Annotated in this window: 7 protein-coding genes; all 7 read right to left on the bottom strand. The window is 73.4% G+C overall.

All coding sequences use genetic code 11. The features are described from left to right. Positions 1–33 precede the first annotated feature (33 nt). The 7 genes from ABZ848_RS38245 to ABZ848_RS38215 all read right to left on the bottom strand — a co-directional run bounded on the left by ABZ848_RS38245 (position 34) and on the right by ABZ848_RS38215 (position 16,876). Entirely contained in the window at positions 34–1,116 is a 1,083-nt protein-coding gene (locus ABZ848_RS38245; RefSeq protein WP_360839470.1) for a class I SAM-dependent methyltransferase, read from the bottom strand. Then, positions 1,113–2,303, bottom strand: a complete 1,191-nt coding sequence (locus ABZ848_RS38240) for a glycosyltransferase (protein ID WP_360839469.1) — start codon at positions 2,301–2,303, stop codon at positions 1,113–1,115. The genes ABZ848_RS38245 and ABZ848_RS38240 overlap by 4 nt, the downstream gene beginning before the upstream one ends. Then, positions 2,300–3,112, bottom strand: a complete 813-nt coding sequence (locus ABZ848_RS38235) for an alpha/beta hydrolase (RefSeq protein ID WP_360839468.1) — start codon at positions 3,110–3,112, stop codon at positions 2,300–2,302. Before ABZ848_RS38235 ends, ABZ848_RS38240 begins: the two co-directional genes overlap by 4 nt. 3 nt (positions 3,113–3,115) lie before the next feature. Next, positions 3,116–3,427 carry an acyl carrier protein gene (locus ABZ848_RS38230; protein WP_360839466.1) on the bottom strand — a complete coding sequence of 104 codons (312 nt, stop codon included), beginning with the start codon at positions 3,425–3,427 and terminating at the stop codon, positions 3,116–3,118. Further along, positions 3,424–7,941 (bottom strand): beta-ketoacyl synthase N-terminal-like domain-containing protein, encoded by a 4,518-nt coding sequence (locus tag ABZ848_RS38225; protein WP_360839465.1) that lies wholly within the window; start codon positions 7,939–7,941, stop codon positions 3,424–3,426. The genes ABZ848_RS38230 and ABZ848_RS38225 overlap by 4 nt, the downstream gene beginning before the upstream one ends. A gap of 13 nt (positions 7,942–7,954) precedes the next feature. Further along, positions 7,955–14,971, bottom strand: coding sequence for an SDR family NAD(P)-dependent oxidoreductase (locus tag ABZ848_RS38220; protein ID WP_360839464.1), 7,017 nt, complete (start codon positions 14,969–14,971; stop codon positions 7,955–7,957). Positions 14,972–15,205: 234 nt separating this feature from the next. Next, positions 15,206–16,876 (bottom strand): FAD-dependent oxidoreductase, encoded by a 1,671-nt coding sequence (locus ABZ848_RS38215; RefSeq protein ID WP_360839462.1) that lies wholly within the window; start codon positions 16,874–16,876, stop codon positions 15,206–15,208. Positions 16,877–16,887 lie beyond the last annotated feature (11 nt).

Here is a 16,887-nt window from a genome sequence, read left to right as displayed (position 1 = left end):
GGCGCTCACGGAGTGCCGGGTCCTGCGTGGGGCTCAGTCGCGTCGGGCCACCAGCCGGTAGGCGTTGGCCAGGCCCAGCGGCCGGGCCAGCGGCCTGACGACGAAGCGGTCCGTCAGCGTGCCCAGCACCAGGGCCGGAATGCCGGCGATCACGGTCGCGGCCCGCAGGGTGCGCTGCAGGGCGGTCGGCGGGGCCGGCAGCCACGGCAGGTCGTCGCGCGGGGCGGCCGCGTCCAGGGCCAGCCAGACGGCGGCGAGGAGGTCGACGGGGTCGTGCGGCTCGGCGTGCTGCCCGGCCATGACCGTGAAGCCGAGGGTGCGCAGTCGGCGGCGCAGGTTCTGCACGGGCATGAGGTGGAGGTGCTGCGGCTGCAGCCAGGGCAGCCACCAGCGGCCCAGCAGGCTCGCGTAGCGGCTGTCGGGGTCCGGGACCTCGATCAGCAGATGGCCGCCGGGGCGCAGGGCCCGGTGCGCCGCCTCGAGTTCGCGGGCCGGGTCCGTGCTGTGCTCCAGGTAGTGGAACATGCTCACGACGTCGTAGCCGCCGGCGAGTCCGCCGGCCAGTTCCGGGAAGGCGCCCCGGTAGCCGCGGTCCACGCGGCCGGCCCGCTCGGCGAGTTCGGCGCCGTCGGTGAAGTCCAGGCCGTCGAAGGACGTGCCGGGGTGGACGGTCCGGGCCGCCTCGCAGAAGTGGCCGTGTCCGGTGCCGACGTCCAGCCAGTTCTTGGGCGTGTCGACGAACGGCAGCAGCGACTGGGCCCGCCCGACGTACATCTTCGTCCGGCCCCCGAAGGTGCGGCCGAGCTGCTTCTCCCCCAGTCCGTCGTAGAAGTCCCGGTAGTAGAACTCCAGTCCGGCCTCGCTCAGGCGCGGGTTCTGGAAGGTGTGCCGGCACTCCCGGCAGCGGTCCAGGACGAAGCGGCCGGGCTTGTGCTGGATCAGGTCGGTGGTGCGCAGCCGTGTCGTCAGCCGGTCCGAGCCGCACCACGGGCAGGTGTCGCGCCGGGGTTCGAAGAAGCGGTCGAGGCCGTCGGCGAGGTCGGCCGTATAGCGGGGGCGCAGCGCGGCCACCTGCTCGCTGCGGCCGCGCGGCGGGGTGGCCCGGTCGTCGCTCATGTGTCCTCCTTGGCGGATGTGGCCAGTCGCTCCAGGTGGGTGGCGGCCGCGCGGCTGCCTCCGGCGGCACGGAACGCCGTACGGATCCGGTCGGCGGCGGTCCGGTGTCCGGGGTCGTCGAGTACGGCGTCCAGGGCGGCGCCCAGCCGTGGGGCGGTGACCCGGCCGAAGCGCACCCGGACGCCCGCGCCCGCCGCGGTGACCTGTGCGGCCACCACCGGCTGGTCGTCGCGGATCGGGGCCACGACGAGGGGGACGCCGTGCCACAGGGCCTCACACACGGTGTTGTGGCCGCCGTGGCAGACCACCGCCTGCGCCCTTTCCAGCAAGGCGAGTTGGGGCACCGAGGGCAGGATCAGTACGTCCTTGTCCTGGTCGTCGGGCGCGCCTAGCGCGCCGCCCGGATCCACGACCACCCCCTGCACGCGGTCGGCCCGTTCGCGCAGCGCCCGCACGCACTCGCCGAGGAACCGCGCGCCCACGTCGGTGTTGGCGGTGCCGAGGGTGACCAGGACCATGGCGCGGCCCGGGTCGAGCCGGTGCCAGGGAAAGCCGGCCGCGGCCGGGCGGTGTCCGATCGAGGGCCCCACCCAGCGGATCCGCTCCGCGTGCCTCGTGGGGGCGGCCAACTCCGGTGTGCTGAAGGCGAGGACGAGGTGTGGGGAGAAGCGCGGGTCGGCGGTCCCGGCCGGGTCGCCGATGCGGGCGCGCAGCCCGCGCAGGACTCCGTCGAGCCAGTCGGCGACTTTGGGTATGCCAGCCAGGGCGTCCGCGAACTCCGCGGAAGTGGTGGCCGAGGTCGCCCACGGCAGACCCAGCCGCTCGGCCACCAGCCCACCGGCCAGGGCCTGTTGATCCGCCACGACGGCATCGGGCCCGAAGTCCGCCACCGCCGCCCGCACCCCGGGTGCCATCTCCTCGGCCAGCGGCACCAGGAACCGCTCCCAGAGGAACTTCAGCGCCTCAGGGCCCCGGATGTCAGGTGGCCGGACACCGTCCCTCGCGCCCGGCACGGGCCCCTCGCACGGGAACACCACCGCGGACCGGCCCGCCAACCGGTGGATCAGGCCGGGGTCCGGACAGACCCAGGCGCACTCGTGCCCACGCGCGGCCAGTTCGGCCGCCACCCCCACCGCCGGGTTGATGTGCCCGGTCAACGGCGGTAGGACGAACAGGAATCGGCTCACCGGACGACGGCCTCGGCCGCGCGCACCCCGTCGATCAGCGTGAGGATGTGCCCGCCGACCACACCCGCCGCCTCCACCAGCACCGAGTGCTCGTGCCCCGGCACCACGACCGTCCGGCAGTCGGGCAGCAACTCCTCCAGCCACGGCACGAGTTCGGCGAGGTCGGAGTCGCCGCCGTACACGCCGAGCACCGGACAGCGCACGGCTCGGATCCGGTCCTCCGTGAGCACCCGGCTGGCGGGGATGTCCCGTGCCAGGGTGCTCTCCCTGGCGAGCCGGGCGGCGCCCTTGGCCAGGCGTGCGGTGTTGTGGCCGCGGTGGGCGGTGATCCAGGTGAGCGCGTCGGTCTCGTTGTACGCCAGCTCGTGCAGGACGCGCCGCAGGATGCCGCCGAGCTTCACCGCCCAGGCCGCGGTGGCCGGTTCGGACTCGATCAGGGTGACGCTGGCCGCCCGCTCCGGATGTCGGGCGGCGTAGCCGAAGGCCACCGTGCCGCCGTAGGAGTTGCCGACGAGGTGGACCGGGCCGGTCACCTCCAGGCGGTCCAGCAGTGCCTCCAGGTCGTCGATGCTGTCGTCGAGGGTGTAGCCGCTCGACGGGCGTGCGCTGCGGCCGTGGCCCCGCAGGTCGTACATCACGACGTCGAGGCCGGCCGCGGCGAACGCGGGGGCGACGGTGAAGTAGTAGCTGGCCAGGCTGTCGGTGAGCAGCCCGTGCACCAGCACGACCGTTGCGGTCGCCGCACGGCCGTCGCGTGGCCCCATCCGCTGTACGTGCAACCGGAGTTGACGGGTGTCGACCATCGCCATGGCTCAGCCCGCCTCCGCGACCTTGAGGCTGTGCACGACGTACTCGACGAGCCGGCCGACGGTGAGTTCGATGATCTCGTCGAACTCCATCCCGGCCAGGAACTCGGCGAAGTTGACCTGCCGGCCGTACTTCTCCTCCAGCAGGCCGGCGAGGGTCACCAGGTCGATGCTCTCCAGCTCAAGGTCGCGGTTGAAGGTGGTCGCCATGCCGATCTCGACGTCGTCCAGCCCGTATTCGTCTTCGAGGAGGGCGGTGAGCAGGCCGGCGATGTCGGCGAGGACCGCGTCCTCGTCGGTGGCGGTGGGAGGGGTCATCGGTCGTCCGTCTCCTTGGCGGGGGTGGCCGGGCCGGTCGTCCAGGCCACGACGTAGTTCCGGTCCGGCAGTCCCGGCGGATTGGCGGTACGTTCGTGTCGCACCAGGTAGGCGTCCTTCTGCCGTCCGGACACCAACAGCCCTGCCGCGTCGGCCACTTCGAGGATCGTGAAGTCGCGGGGCCGGCCCGCGAATCCGGTGCCCTCCGCCTTGGCGACCGCCTCCTTCGCGGCCCAGAACCGGGTGAACCAGAGCGCCTCCGGCTCGGCGGTGGCGGCGGACAGCTCCCGCAGCAGGGCGAGTTCGGACGCGGCGAGGGCGGTGGCGAAGGTCGCCGGGTCGCGGTCGACGACCTCCTCGATGTCGATACCGGGACCGGGACCGGCGTCTTCGTGTCGCGGCCGTACGATCGCGACCGCCGCCTCGGCCCGGTGGGCCAGCGACAGATCCAGCGGGGGCAGGGTCCGGCCGTGCAGGCCGGTGACGTACGGGCGCCCTGACGCGTCGTTGCGCACGCGGACCTCCGCCGGGAAGACCGGTCCCTCGCCGTGCTCCCACAGCCACCGCCGTACCACGTCCTTGGCCGCGATCCGGCCGAGCAGCCACTGTCTGCGGCCGCGTGGCGGGTGGGCGGCGTACTCCGCACGCTCCGCGCCGCTCAGCAGGTTGCGCATGGTCAGCTCGCGGGAGGCGAGGTCGGGCCAGCGCTCGTGCAGCAGCATCCAGCCGCCGGGCCGGGCCTCGGAGAGCGTGTTGCGTTCGGGGAAGCGTTCGACGGGTCGGGTCTTGGGGTCGTTGTCGAAGCGACGGTCCTGCCAGCCGGTCAGCTCCGCCCAGACCCGTCCCGCGACGGTCAGTTGGACGTCGGCCTCGAGTTCCGTGTCGGTGACGGAGGTGATCCGCACGAGGCACGCGACCTCCGTGCCGGGGGCCGGGTGAGGGCCGTAGAACCGCATGTGCCGTGTCTGGACGGGGAAGACGACGGTCCGCTCGGTGCGGATCGCCATGATCCAGTAGCCGAGGATCTGGCCGACGTTGTCGAGGAGGGCGCCGGGCGCGGCGGGTGTCGTGATCACGCCTCGGATGTGGGAGTCGCCGATCGCGGTGAGCTCGGTGACGCCCTGGAATGCCGGGCCGTGGAACATCCAGCGTTCGCTGTAGAGCCGGTCCGCGGTGTCCTCGGGAGGGCGTTCGGTGGTGGGGTCGGTGCGCCAGGGGGTCGGGGGTACGGCCGGGTGGAGGGTGGCGAGTTGGACGACGGCGCGGGCCTGGCGGCCGAAGGCGACCGTGAGCCGGTCGGGGCCGTCGGCGGTCACGGTGACCGGTACGTCGACCGCTGGGGTGGCCGTCAGCCACTGGTCGAAGCGGGCCTCGTGCACGGCGACCGCCCGCCTGCCGGGGGCCGCCCGCTCGGCCGCCTCCATCATGTGGTGCACGATCGTGGTCGCAGGCACGACCGGCCACCGGTCGGCCACGTCGGGCCAGCCCGGGCGCTGCCGGAAGAAGCAGTGGTCGAGGAGGTAGGGCATGGTGTCGGTGGACACGTGGACGGTGCTGCGGTACTCCTGGGGCGGGGCTGGACGAGGCACGGGGCCCGGAGGCACGGGCGGGGCAGGGGCCGCTGGAATCGCCAGTGCGGTCGGGCGTCGTGCGCCTGCGGTGATCAGCTCCGCGGCCGTCGCCGCCGTGTCCCGCAGCAGGGCGGAGAGTTCGGCAGCGGCCGAGGAGCGCGTGGCAAGCGTGTCCAGTGGCGAGGAGTCCATCGACGCGGCGGCGGGGCGAAGGGCCTGGCGCAGTTCCGCGAGCGCCGGGCCGTCCAGGGACACCAGGGCTCCACCGAGGTCGAGCCGGACCGGCGGCCGCGTCGACCGCGGCGAGGCCTGGGCAGGGGCGAGGGCCGGGGCGACCGCCGCGCCCGTGGTCCACAGGGCGGTCGCCACCCTGCGGAGCTGCGCGAGGCCCGAGCGGTGCGGTGAGTTGGCGGCCACGACGAGGTGGTCGCGACCGGCGAGGGTGTCGCCGATGAGCGAGCCGAGCTGCCCGGTGCCGACCTGGACGAAGGTGCGGTGTCCGGCCGCGTACAGCCCCTCCACCAGTTGCCGGAAGCGCACCGGCTCCAGCAGGTGCCGGACGAACAACTCCCGTACACCCGCCTCGTCTTGGGGGTACGGCGACGCGGTCGTCCCGGACCAGAGCGGTACCGTCGTCGGGTGCAGCCGGAGTTGGCGGGCGGCCTCCTCGATGGGGGCCAGGTAGGGCTCCAGCATCGGTGTGTGGAACCCGGAGCGGAACGGCAGCACCTGGGCGATCACGCCCTGCGCCCGGAAGGACCGTACGACCGCCTGGATCGCTTCGTCCGGGCCGCAGACCATGGACTGGTTCGGCGCGTTGTCGTGGGACAGCACGACTCCGGCCGCCGCCCATCCCTCCTCGTCGAGTGCGGCGAGGACGCGCGACGCGGGCGCGCCGAGCGCCCCGAAGGACAGTCCGGGGACGTTCAGGCTGTCCGGGTCGAAGGCGGCCATGAAGTCGCTGACATCGTCCGCGGAGTGCAGGCCGGCCGCGGCCATAGCGGTCCACTCGCCGACGCTGTGCCCGGCGACCGCGTCGGGCACGACGCCCATGCGGCGCAGCGCGGTGTCGAGGAGCCGGCCGACGGCGACCACCTCCAGGCCGTGCCGGCCCACGTCCGCCACCTGGGCGCCGGAGTGGATGCCGGGCAGACCGAAGTGGGCGGCGACATCGTCGACTTGGGGCGCGAACTCGCCCTCCAGGCCGGGGAACACGAACGCCAGCCCGCCCTCCAGCGGTCGCGGCGAGAACCACACATCACTCCGGCCCTGCCATGCGCGTCCCTTGGCGACCGCCTTGCGGGCGAGGGCCAGTTTCCTGGCGGTCGGCTCGACCACACCGAGTCGGCAGCCGCCGACCTCGGCGTGGGTACGGCGGTCGTCGAGGCCGGCGGCCAGGACGGCGGTGTCGGAGGCGTCCAGCAGCCGGGCCAGTTCCTCGGGGTCGTCGGCGGCGAGCAGGAGCGTCTTCTCCGGCTCGGTCACGACGGCCTTGGCGCGGCGCGGCCTGTGCGCACCAGGCGGCTCCTCCAACACCACGTGGGCGTTGATGCCGCCGAACCCGAACGCGTTGACCGCGGCCCGCCGTACCGGCCGCTCGGGCGTGGTCTCCCACGGCACGGCCTTCCGCAGGGGGCGGAAGCGGGTCGCGGTGAGCGCGGGGTGGGGGTCGTCGCAGTGCAGGGTCGGCAGAAATGTGCCGTGGTGGACGGCGAGGGCGGCCTTGATCAGGCCCGCCACCCCGGCGGCGGGCATCGTGTGGCCGATCATCGACTTCACCGAGCCGATGACGGCGTGCTCTCGTCCACCGCTCCTCTCTCCCGGGCCGAACACCTCGGCCAGCGTGGCCAGTTCGGCCGCGTCGCCGGCCGGGGTGGCCGTGCCGTGGGCCTCCAGAAGACCGATGGAGCCGGGTTCGGCCGGGTCGAGACCGGCGGCGTGCCAGGCCTGGCGTACGGCGTGGGCCTGGCCGGACGAGTCCGGGTTGACGAGGCTCGCGGTACGGCCGTCGCTCGCCACGCCGGTGCCGCGGATGACGGCGTAGACGCGGTCGCCGTCGCGTTCGGCGTCGGCCAGGCGCTTGAGGACGACGATGCCGGTGCCCTCGCCGATCAGGATGCCGTCGGCACCCCGGTCGAAGGGGCGGATGCGCTGGCTCGGGGAGAGGGCGCGCAGCTGGGAGAAGACGCTCCACAGGGTGATGTCGTGGCAGTGGTGCACTCCCCCGGCGAGCATCACGTCGCAGCGCCCGGCGGCGAGTTCGGTGACCGCCTGGTCGACGGCGACCAGCGAGGAGGCGCAGGCGGCGTCCACGGTGTACGCGGGGCCGCGCAGATCGAGGCGGTTTGCGACCCGGGAGGCGGCGAGGTTGGGTACCAGGCCGATGGCGTTCTCGGGGCTGTCGGTGCCGAGTCGGTCGGTGAACGCCTCGCGGACACGGTCGAGTTGACCGGGTGTCAGGTCCGGCAGCAACTCGCCCAGGGTACGGACGAGTTGTCCCGCTGTACGGACCCGCTGGTCGAGTCGGACCAGGCCGGGTGTGAGGTAGCCGCCGCGGCCCAGGACGACGCCGACGCGCCGGCGGTCCGGCAGCAGGCCCTCGCCGCCCGCGTCGGCGAGGGCCTGGGCGGCCACGTGCAGGGCGATGAGCTGGTCGGGCTCGGTGCCGGCCACCGAGTTCGGCATGATCCCGAACCGGGTGACCTCCACCTCGGCCAGGGCGTCGACGAAACCGCCGCGCCGGCAGTACACCCGCTCGGCGACGGCCTGTCCGGTCGCCGCTCCTTCCCGGTAGTAGGCGTCGGTGTCCCAACGTCCGTCCGGGACCTCGGAGATGGCGTCCCTGCCGTGCAGCAGGTTGTCCCAATAGGCGTCCAGGCCGGCGGCGCCGGGCAGCAGCACCGACATGCCCACGATGGCCACCGGGGTCTGACGGCCCGTCATGTGCGGTCGCATCTCACCAGCCCGAGGCGGTGTGGACGACGGCCCCGGCCGACTCCTCGCCCCAGGCGAGCTCGCGCAGGAGTGCCGCGGCGCCCTCGTCGGGATCGATGAGCCGGATGCCGCGGCGGGCGTACTCGCGGCCGAGCTCCGGGGTCACCATGCCGCTGTGGCCGTCCGCCGGCGCCCAGGGCCCCCAGTGCACGGTCAGGGCCCGGCGTCCGGTGCGGGCGGCCCAGGCGGTGCCCAGGCTTTCGAGGGCGTCGTTGGCGGCCGCGTAGTCGGCCTGGCCGCGGTTGCCCAGGACGGCGGAGATGCTGCCGAACAGCACGGTGAACGCGGGCCCGTTGGGCATGGTCTCCAGCGCGGCCAGCAGGGTTTCGGCACCGCAGGTCTTCGTGCTGTACACGCGCTGGAAGGACTCGGCGCTCTTCTCGGCGATCAGCCGGTCCTCGATCACGCCCGCCGCGTAGACCACGCCGTCGAGGCGGTCGTACTCGGCGTAGGTCTCCTTCACGGCCTGGAGTGCCGCGTCCGGGTCGCGGAAGTCGACGGAGTGGTAGCGGACTTGGCTGCCGAGCGCCGTCAGTTCCGCGACGGTGGCGGCTATCTCCCGTTGCGCCAGCAGGAGTTCGGCTCTGCGGTTGATCTCGGCGGGGGTCAGGCCGCCCGGGGCGGCGAGCGCCGCGCGCAGTTCGGCCGGGGTGCGGGCGTCCGCCGTCGCCGGGTCCTCGGGTCCGGCCGGAGCGGGTGTCCTGCCGAGCAGTTCGATACGGCACCGGGAAGCCGCGGCGAGCGAGGCGGCCACCTTCGCGGTGATACCGCGGGCTCCCCCGACCAGCAGCACCACCGACTCCCGGTCCAGGCCCAGCGCGGCGGCCTCCGCGGCTCCGTCCCCGGCCGGTCCGGCGCCGCTGGTGGCCAACGGGCCGAGCGGCGTCTCCACCAGCTCGAGCCCGTGCCGGCCGGACGCGGTGCGCAGCACGACAGGGGTGTCGGTCTCGGGTGTCAGCAGCTCGGCCAGCAGTGCGTCGGCGACCGTCCTGGGCGAGGTGTCGTCGAGGTCGACGACCCGGGCGACGGTCTCCGGGTACTCGCGGGCGATGGTGCGGAACAGACCGTGCAGCCCGGCCGAGCGGATCGCGCCGGAGGGTCGTACGGCGATCAGGCGCCCTGGTGTGCGGCGGAGGGCGGCCTGTAGAACGGGGAAGGCGGTGGGCAGGACCGGCAGGCCGGCGGGGCAGAGGGCGTCGAGGTAGAGGATGCCGTCCACCGCCGTGCCGGTCTCGGAGAGCAGGTCGTCGGCGGTGACGTGGTGGGCGTCGGCGCCGTGCGCGGTGAGCCGGGCCAGGACCTCGCGGGCCGCGTCACCGCCGTCGCCGACGAGGAGGATCCGCAGGCCGGTGAGGGCGCCGGTCGGGTCCGCGGGGCCGTCGCCGTCCTGGTGCCGCAGGCGCACGGGCCGCAGCTGGAGACGCTTCGGCGCCTCGCCGGTCACGGCCAGGGGTTCCCGCGCCACTTCGCCGGTCGTGTACGTCGGTTGCGGTGCTTCCTGCGCCTCGGCCGGGTCGCCCGCGGTGAGCCGTGCCGCGAGCCATCCGGTCACCGAGGCGGCCGTACGGGCCCTGGCCAGCTCCTCCAGCTCCGTGTCGTCCAGCACCGTGACGTCCGCGCCGCCGACGCCCAGGCGCTTGGCCAGTTCACCGGCGATCTCGGCCCGCTTGATGGAGTCGATGCTGAGGTCCGCCTCCAGGTCCAGGTCGGGCTCGATCATGTCGACGGGATAGCCGGTGCGCTCGCTGATGATCTCCAGGACGACCCGTCCGAGGTCGGTCGCGGGAGCCTCGACGGCCGCTGGGGCCTGCAACTCCGGTTGCGGTACGACGACTTCGGCGACCGGCGGCGGCTGGGGAGCCGCGGGTACGGCGGGCACCGTCCCGGGCGTCGCCCCGAAGTAGGTGAGCAGCACATCGCGCTGGGCGGCCACCATCTCGCGGCTGGTGCGCAGGAATTCGGTGATCAGCATGTCCCGGTCGGCCGTGGCGGGGACGCCTTCCGGGTGGTTCGTCGTCACAGTCGTCTCCACGACGCGTCGGGCCGGCGTGAGGGCGCCGGGGAGGAAGTCGCCGGCGACGGTGCGGACCAGCTGTCCGTCGACCGTCCAGCCGGGCCGTGCCGGTGCGGGGACGCGGCTTGCGTCGACGGCGTCGCGTCCGCGGAAGAGGCGTCCGGTGCTCACCGGCACTCCGGCGACGGCCAGTCGGGCCAGGGCGTCGAGCCAGCCGCGCAGTCCGGTGCCGGCGTGCGGTTCGCAGGCGACCGTGCGGTGCGGGCGGTCGCCGAGGATCTGGGAGACCAGCCGGGTCAGCACCGTGCCCGGTCCCGCCTCGACGAAGATCCGCGCCCCGGCCGCGTACATGGCCTCGATCTGCTCGGCGAAGCGCACGGGTGCGCCGATCTGGGCGGTCAGTTCGGTCCGGACGGCGTCGGCGTCGGCGCCGTAGACGGTGGCGGTGCGGTTGGTCCACACGGGGAACTCGGGGGCGTGGACGGTCTGTTGTGCGAGGGCTTCGGCGAAGCGCGCTCCGGCGTCGGCGACCAGAGGGCTGTGGAAGGCGCAGGCCACCGGGATGCGTTTCGCGCCGAGCCCGGCTTCCCGCAGCAGTCGTACCGTGTCGGCGACCGCCTCCGTCGGGCCGGAGATCACCGTCTGGCGCGGGGAGTTGTGGTTGGCGACGACCACCGAGGTGGGGGCGCCGCGCTCGCGCAGGGCGCGCTCCACGTCCTCGGCGCCCGCCGCGACCGCGGCCATGGTGCCCGGGTCGTCGGTGCCGGTCGACGCGAGGATGGCCGCCGCGCGCTCGCTGCTCAGCCGCAGCAGCGCCTCTGGGCCGACGGCGCCGGCCGCGCACAGGGCGACGAGTTCGCCGTAACTGTGTCCGGCCGCCATGTCGGGCCGTACGCCGACCGCGGTGAGCAGGGCGTGGGCGGCCAGCCCGGCGATGCCCAGCGCGGGCTGCGCGGCCCGGGTGTCGGTGAGGGCGGCGCGGTGGCGGTCGCGGCCGGCGTCGTCGAAGGCGGCGGACGGAAACAGCACGTCGGCGTGCTCGTGGCCGAGCTGGAGATAGTGCTGCAGTTCGGGGAAGGCGAGGAAGACGTCGGCGAGCATTCCGGGACGCTGGCTGCCCTGGCCCGGGAAGAGGAAGGCCACCTTGCCCGCGGGCGCGGCGGGTGCCCGGCTCGCGCTGTCCGCCTCTGCGGACACGGGGTCGCGGTACCGGTCCGCGAACGCGCCGGATTCGGCGGGCTCCCGTTGGGAGGGGATGCGCGCGCTTCCAGCGGCGACCTCCCCGGTCGCCGGTCTCTCGTCATCCGAACGCTCCGCGAGATGGATGCCCGCCGCGGGGTCGTGCTCGCCCGCCAGCGCCCTGCGGAGCTGGGCGTGTAGGCCTTCCGGGCCTTCCACCGAGGTCGCCACCACCGCCACCTGGACCGGGCCCTGGCCGGCCTCGGCGCGGCGGGACGCGGTCAGGGCGAGGTCGCGCAGCCGCCAGGGGCGGGCGTCGCCGGTGTCGGCGGTCGCCAGGAGGGCCTCGATCGCGCGGTGGGCCGTCGCCATGTCCTTGCCGCGGAAGGTGAACAGCTCGGCGGGCCAGACGTCCAGCCCGTGGGCGGGCGGTACGGCATCGCCGTAACCACTCAGCACCACATGGAAGTTGGTGCCGCCGAAGCCGAACGCGCTCACCCCCGCGAGCCGCCCGGTCATCGGGGCGGCCCAGGGCCGCGCCTCGGCGTGGAAGACGAAGGGGCTGCTCTCCTCCTGCCAGGCCGGATTGGGCCGGTCGATGTGCAGGGTGGGCGGTTTGACCCCGCTGTGCAGGGCGAGGAGCGTCTTGATCAGGCCCGCGAGTCCGGCGGCACACTTGGTGTGCCCGATCTGCGACTTGACCGAGCCGAGCGTGCAAGCTCCCGGCTGCGCCCCGGCGTCGGTGAACACCTCGCTGAGGATGGTGAGTTCGGTGCGGTCGCCCACCACCGTGCCCGTGCCGTGCGCCTCGACGAGGCCGACGTCGGCGGGTGAGACGCCCGCGTTGCGGTACGCCCGCTGCAGCGCGGTCCGCTGACCCTCGGGGCGGGGCGCGGTCAGGCCGAGGGAGCGGCCGTCGCTGGAGCTGCCGACTCCCTTGATCACGCCGTAGATCCGGTCGCCGTCGCGTTCGGCGTCGGCCAGGCGCTTCAGTACGACGCAGGCGACGCCCTCGCCGAGCGCGATGCCATCGGCCGAGCCGTCGAAGGCGCGGCAGCGTCCGGTCGGGGACAGGGCGTGCACGGAGGAGAAGAGGACGTAGTCGTTGATGCCGTTGTGCAGGTCGGCGCCCCCGCACAGGACGACGTCGCTGGTGCCGCCGACGAGTTCCTTGCAGGCGACGTCGACGGCTGCGAGGGAGGAGGCGCAGGCCGCGTCGACCGTGTAGTTGGCGCCGCCGAGGTCGAGGCGGTTGGCGATGCGGCCCGAGATGACGTTGGAGAGCATGCCGGGGAAGGAGTCCTCGGTCAGGCGGGGCAGCTGCTGTGCGACGCCGTCCGGGAGGTGTCCGTAGTACGCGGGGAGGACGGCCCGCAGGGTGGTCGCGTTGGAGAGGTCGCTGCCCGCCTCGGCGCCGAAGACCACGGAGGTGCGCGAGCGGTCGAACTCCCGTCCCCGTTCGCCGTATCCGGCGTCGTCCAGGGCTCGCCTGGCGGCCTCCAGGGCGAGCAGCTGGACGGGCTCGATGCTGCCGATGGAGGCGGGCGGGATGCCGTAGCGGAGCGGGTCGAAGGGGATCCGCGGGAGGAAGCCGCCCCATTTGGAGACGGTGGCGCCGGTGCCGTCCTCGGACCAGTGGACGGCCGGGTCCCAGCGCTCGGGCGGCACCTCGCCGACGGCGTCGTGGCCGGCGAGGATGTTCGCCCAGTACGTGGCGAGGTCGGGGGCGTCCGGGAACATGCAGGCCATGCCGACGACAGCGATGTCGAGCGGGGCGGGGGCTTCGGGGGCGGTCCGGGCGTCCTCGCCGAGGCGGGTGCGGACGGCGCGTGCCTGTTCGGTGAGTAAGTCGGCGGCCTGGTCGGTCACCGAGCGGTGGAGGGCGGTCAGGGTCGTGGTCGCCGAGCGGAGGACCGCCACCTCGCCGGCCATGAACAGGCCCTCGGCGAGGCTGCGTTCCTCGTCGACGGAGGCCAGGGTCCCGTCGGCGGCGCGCTCCACGCCCTTGCCGGCGATGCGCAACCGGCCGACGTTGAGGCGCTCCAGTTCTTCCCAGATCTGCCGGTCGGGCAGGCCCCGGGCGCGCAGTTCGGCCTCGAACTCCCGGTAGCCGTCGGTGAAGGGGCTCGGCACGCAGCGGGTGGCGTGGCCGGGGGCGGTCTCCAGCAGGGTGGTCGCCCGCGCCCGTACGGCCTGCCGCTGGAAGAGCGGCTGGATCGCGCCGCAGGTGACGGCTTCCTCGGTGAACAGGTAGGCGGTGCCCATGAGCACGCCCACGCGGGCGCCGCGCGCGGTCAGGGGTGCGGCGAGGGCCGCGACCATCGCGGCGGAGCGCTCGTCGTGGACGCCGCCGGCGAAGAACACCTCGACAGCGGCCGCGGTCTCGCTGTCTGCGCCGTCCAAGTAGTCTTCCAGTACGGCGAGTTGGGCCTCCCACAGAGGGAAGCTCGCGCGCGGTCCGACGTGGCCGCCGCACTCGGAGCCCTCGAAGACGAACCGGCGCGCTCCGGCCTCCAGGAACTGCTTCAGCAGTCCCGGCGAGGGCACGTGCAGGAAGGCGCTGATGCCCGCCCGCTCCAGAGCCTCGGCCTGGGCCGGCCGTCCGCCCGCGATGATCGCGTGCGTGGGCCGCAGTTCGCGTACGGCGTCCAGCTGGGCGTTCCTGACGTCCTCCGGCGCGAAGCCGAGGATGCCGACGCCCCAGGGCCGTCCTGCCAGGGCGGCCCGGGTTTCGGTGAGCATGGTGCGGGCCTGGTCGGGGCCGGCGAGGGCGAGCGCAATGAAGGGCAGGGCGCCGTCCTCGGCGACGGCGGCGGCGAAGCGGGCCTGGTCGCTGACGCGGGTCATGGGGCCCTGGGCGACGGGGAGGCGGGTGCCGAGCGCTGCGCTGAGCGGGGAGCCGGGGCGCAGGGTCGCGGCGGGGGTGTCGTCGCGTACGGCGTCTCGTATGGCGTCGGTCAGGGCGCGTAGCGTTCGGGCGGTGGTGTGCCAGCGGGCGGCGAAGCGGGCGGCCAGGAAGCCGTCCTGGCCGACGGGGAGGGCGCCCAACAGCTCGGGATGGACGGTGATCGAGCGGCTGCGGGTTGTCGGGGGCTGGTCGCGCAGTTCCCCGCGCCCCTTGGGGCGTCGCAGTGCACGGTATCCAGACACCACCGTCGTTTCCGATCCATCCATGGAGCGGAGGATGGTTGCCATTTCCTGCGGTAGGGCCGACTCGGCCAGCAGAGCCAGCTGACTGTCCAGGACAACCCCGGTCGCGCCGCCCACCACCGCCGCTGCCGCAGTGTGGAGGCCGATGCCGCCGCACGCCCAGACCGGGACGTCCACCTCGGGTGCGGCGAGGAGTTGCTGGAGCAGGACGTAGGTGCTGAGGTCGCCGATCCGGCCGCCGCTCTCGTTGCCGCGGGCGATCAGGCCGTGGGCTCCTGCGGTGATCGCCGCGAGTGCCTGGTCGAGGTCCGTGACCTCCACGAGTACCCGGTGGGCGGCGGCCGTGTCGTCGACCCGCCAGGGGGCATCGGCGGCCAGGACCACGGTGTGGGGGCCGCCGGGGAGGGTGAGTTCGGCGGGCTCGGTCCGGCAGTGCGCGGCGATCCGGACGCCGAAGCGGCCGGGTGTCCAGTGCCGGAGACGGGCCAGGGCCTCTCTGGACGTCCGGTCGCCGGCGCCCAGGTCGAGGACTCCGAGGCCGCCGGCCCGGCTGACGGCTGCGGCGAGACCGGGGTCCGGCTCGCCGAAAGGGGTGATTCCGATGATCAGGTCTTCGGCGCACACGGCAGATGTCATGATTCTCCGAATGAACGGTGAAACTGCGTGGTGGGGGGTTGAGCCTAAAGACGGCGAATTGAATCGCGAATGCGCGTCTCGTCCGTTTTCCGGGACGCGCCGCGAGCGGTTTCGTGGGGAAACTGCTTGGGAAGCTAGACCCGCGGTTACCCGCCGGTCAATGCCGTAAGTGATTCCTTTACTTGACAGGCGGTTTCGCAACGCGCCGGAAACACATGTGCTGTCAGGGAAGAGTCAGGTAAGCGTCAGGGACGCGGCGTGGTCAGCGGCGATGTAGCCGAAAACCGCCGACGCGGCAATGCTGGCACCGGCCCCCAGGTACTTTCGCCCCATTACGGACGCGGTGCAGTTGCCGGTGGCGTAGAGGCCGGCTATCGGCGCTCCTTCGGTGTCGAGTACGCGCGCGAATTCGTCGCAGAGAATTCCCCCGCTGGTTCCGATGTCGCCTGGATACAGGGCCACCGCATAGTAGGGCGCCTTCGACAGCGGCCCGAGACAGGGATTTGGGCTGTGGGTCACGTCGCCGTAATACTTCTCGTGGTCTCCTTCGCCCCGGTGGAAGTCCTCGTCGAGACCGGACTCGGCAAAGCGGTTGAACCGCTCGACCGTCTTGAGGAGGCCTCCCGCGTCGATGCCGCACCGGCGGGCGAGTTCTTCGAGGGTGTCGGCGCGTTTCATCGCGCCGCTGGTGATCCACTCCTTGGGTGTCCGGCCGGGCGGGGACATGCCGAACGGGTAGTGGCCGCGGTGGCGGGAGTCGACGATGAGCCAGGAGGGCACTGCGCCACCGGTCTCCAGCTCGTGCGCGTACATCTGCTGGCCGGCCTCCTGGTAGGCGACCGCCTCGTTGAAGTAGCGCCGGCCCTGCGCGTCGACGACGATCGCGCCGGGCTTGCTGCGCTCGGACAGGCACATGGCGGGGGTGCCGTCGGGCATCATCCACGAGGGCATCCACCAGGCCTCGTCGAGCATGTCCGTGGCGGCGCCGTGCGCCATGGCGATGCGGATCGCCTCCCCGGTGTCGCCGGGGTTGGCCGAGGTCCAGGTGGCCGAGGTGGGTCGATCCCCTCCGTACTCCTCGCGCATCTCCCCGTTGCGGGCGAAGCCGCCGGCGGCGAGCAGGACGCCGTCCCGTGTCCGGACCCGCACTTCACGACCGTTCCGGCGCAGGACCGCGCCGACGACCCGGCCATCCTCGACGACGAGGTCGGTGATTGCGGACTCCAGCCACACGTCGACGCCCTGACGCAGCAGCACCTGAAGCAGACGGGCGGTCAGGGCGGCCCCGTTCGTCACGAGCCGCCGGCGGCGGATCCTGCCGAGGGCCGTACGCAGCCCGACGCGGGCCAGGACCGCGAGCCCGATCCGGGTCCGCATCAGCATCATCGGGCCCGCCTCGCCGGTGTAGACGGTGAGGCCGCCCGAGAATCCGAGGCGGATCCGGTCCCCCCACGGCCCGAGCCGGTTCTTGTCGAAGGCCTTCGCCTCGATCGACCTGCCCCGCGCCGAACCTCCCTCGCAGCCCCGCACACCCGAGTAGTAGTCGCTGTAGCCCTCGCAGCGCCGGAACTCCATCCCCTCGGACTCCAGGAAGTCGACCATCTCGACACCGGCGCGGAGGTAGGCCCGCCTGCGGGCGTCCGACGAGGCCGGTCCCGCGTCGCCGACGACGGTCTCGAAGTAGCGCAGTGCCTCGTCGAACGAGTCGGGGACACCTTCGCGGCGCATGAGCGGATTGCGGGGCAGCCACATGACCCCGCCCGACATACAGGTGGAGCCGCCGAACCTGTCGGTCTTCTCCACGACGAGAACGTCCTTGCCGAGCGCGCGTGCCCGCACCGCTCCCACGACGCCCGCACCGCTGCCGACCACCAGGAAGTCCGTCACATGATCCCAGCCGGTCAATGGACCTGCCT

The sequence above is a fragment of the Streptomyces sp. NPDC047081 genome (assembly GCF_040643775.1).
GTDB lineage: Bacteria > Actinomycetota > Actinomycetes > Streptomycetales > Streptomycetaceae > Streptomyces.
Note: the sequence above shows the minus strand (reverse complement) of the source record. Positions and strands in the feature narration are given on the sequence as shown.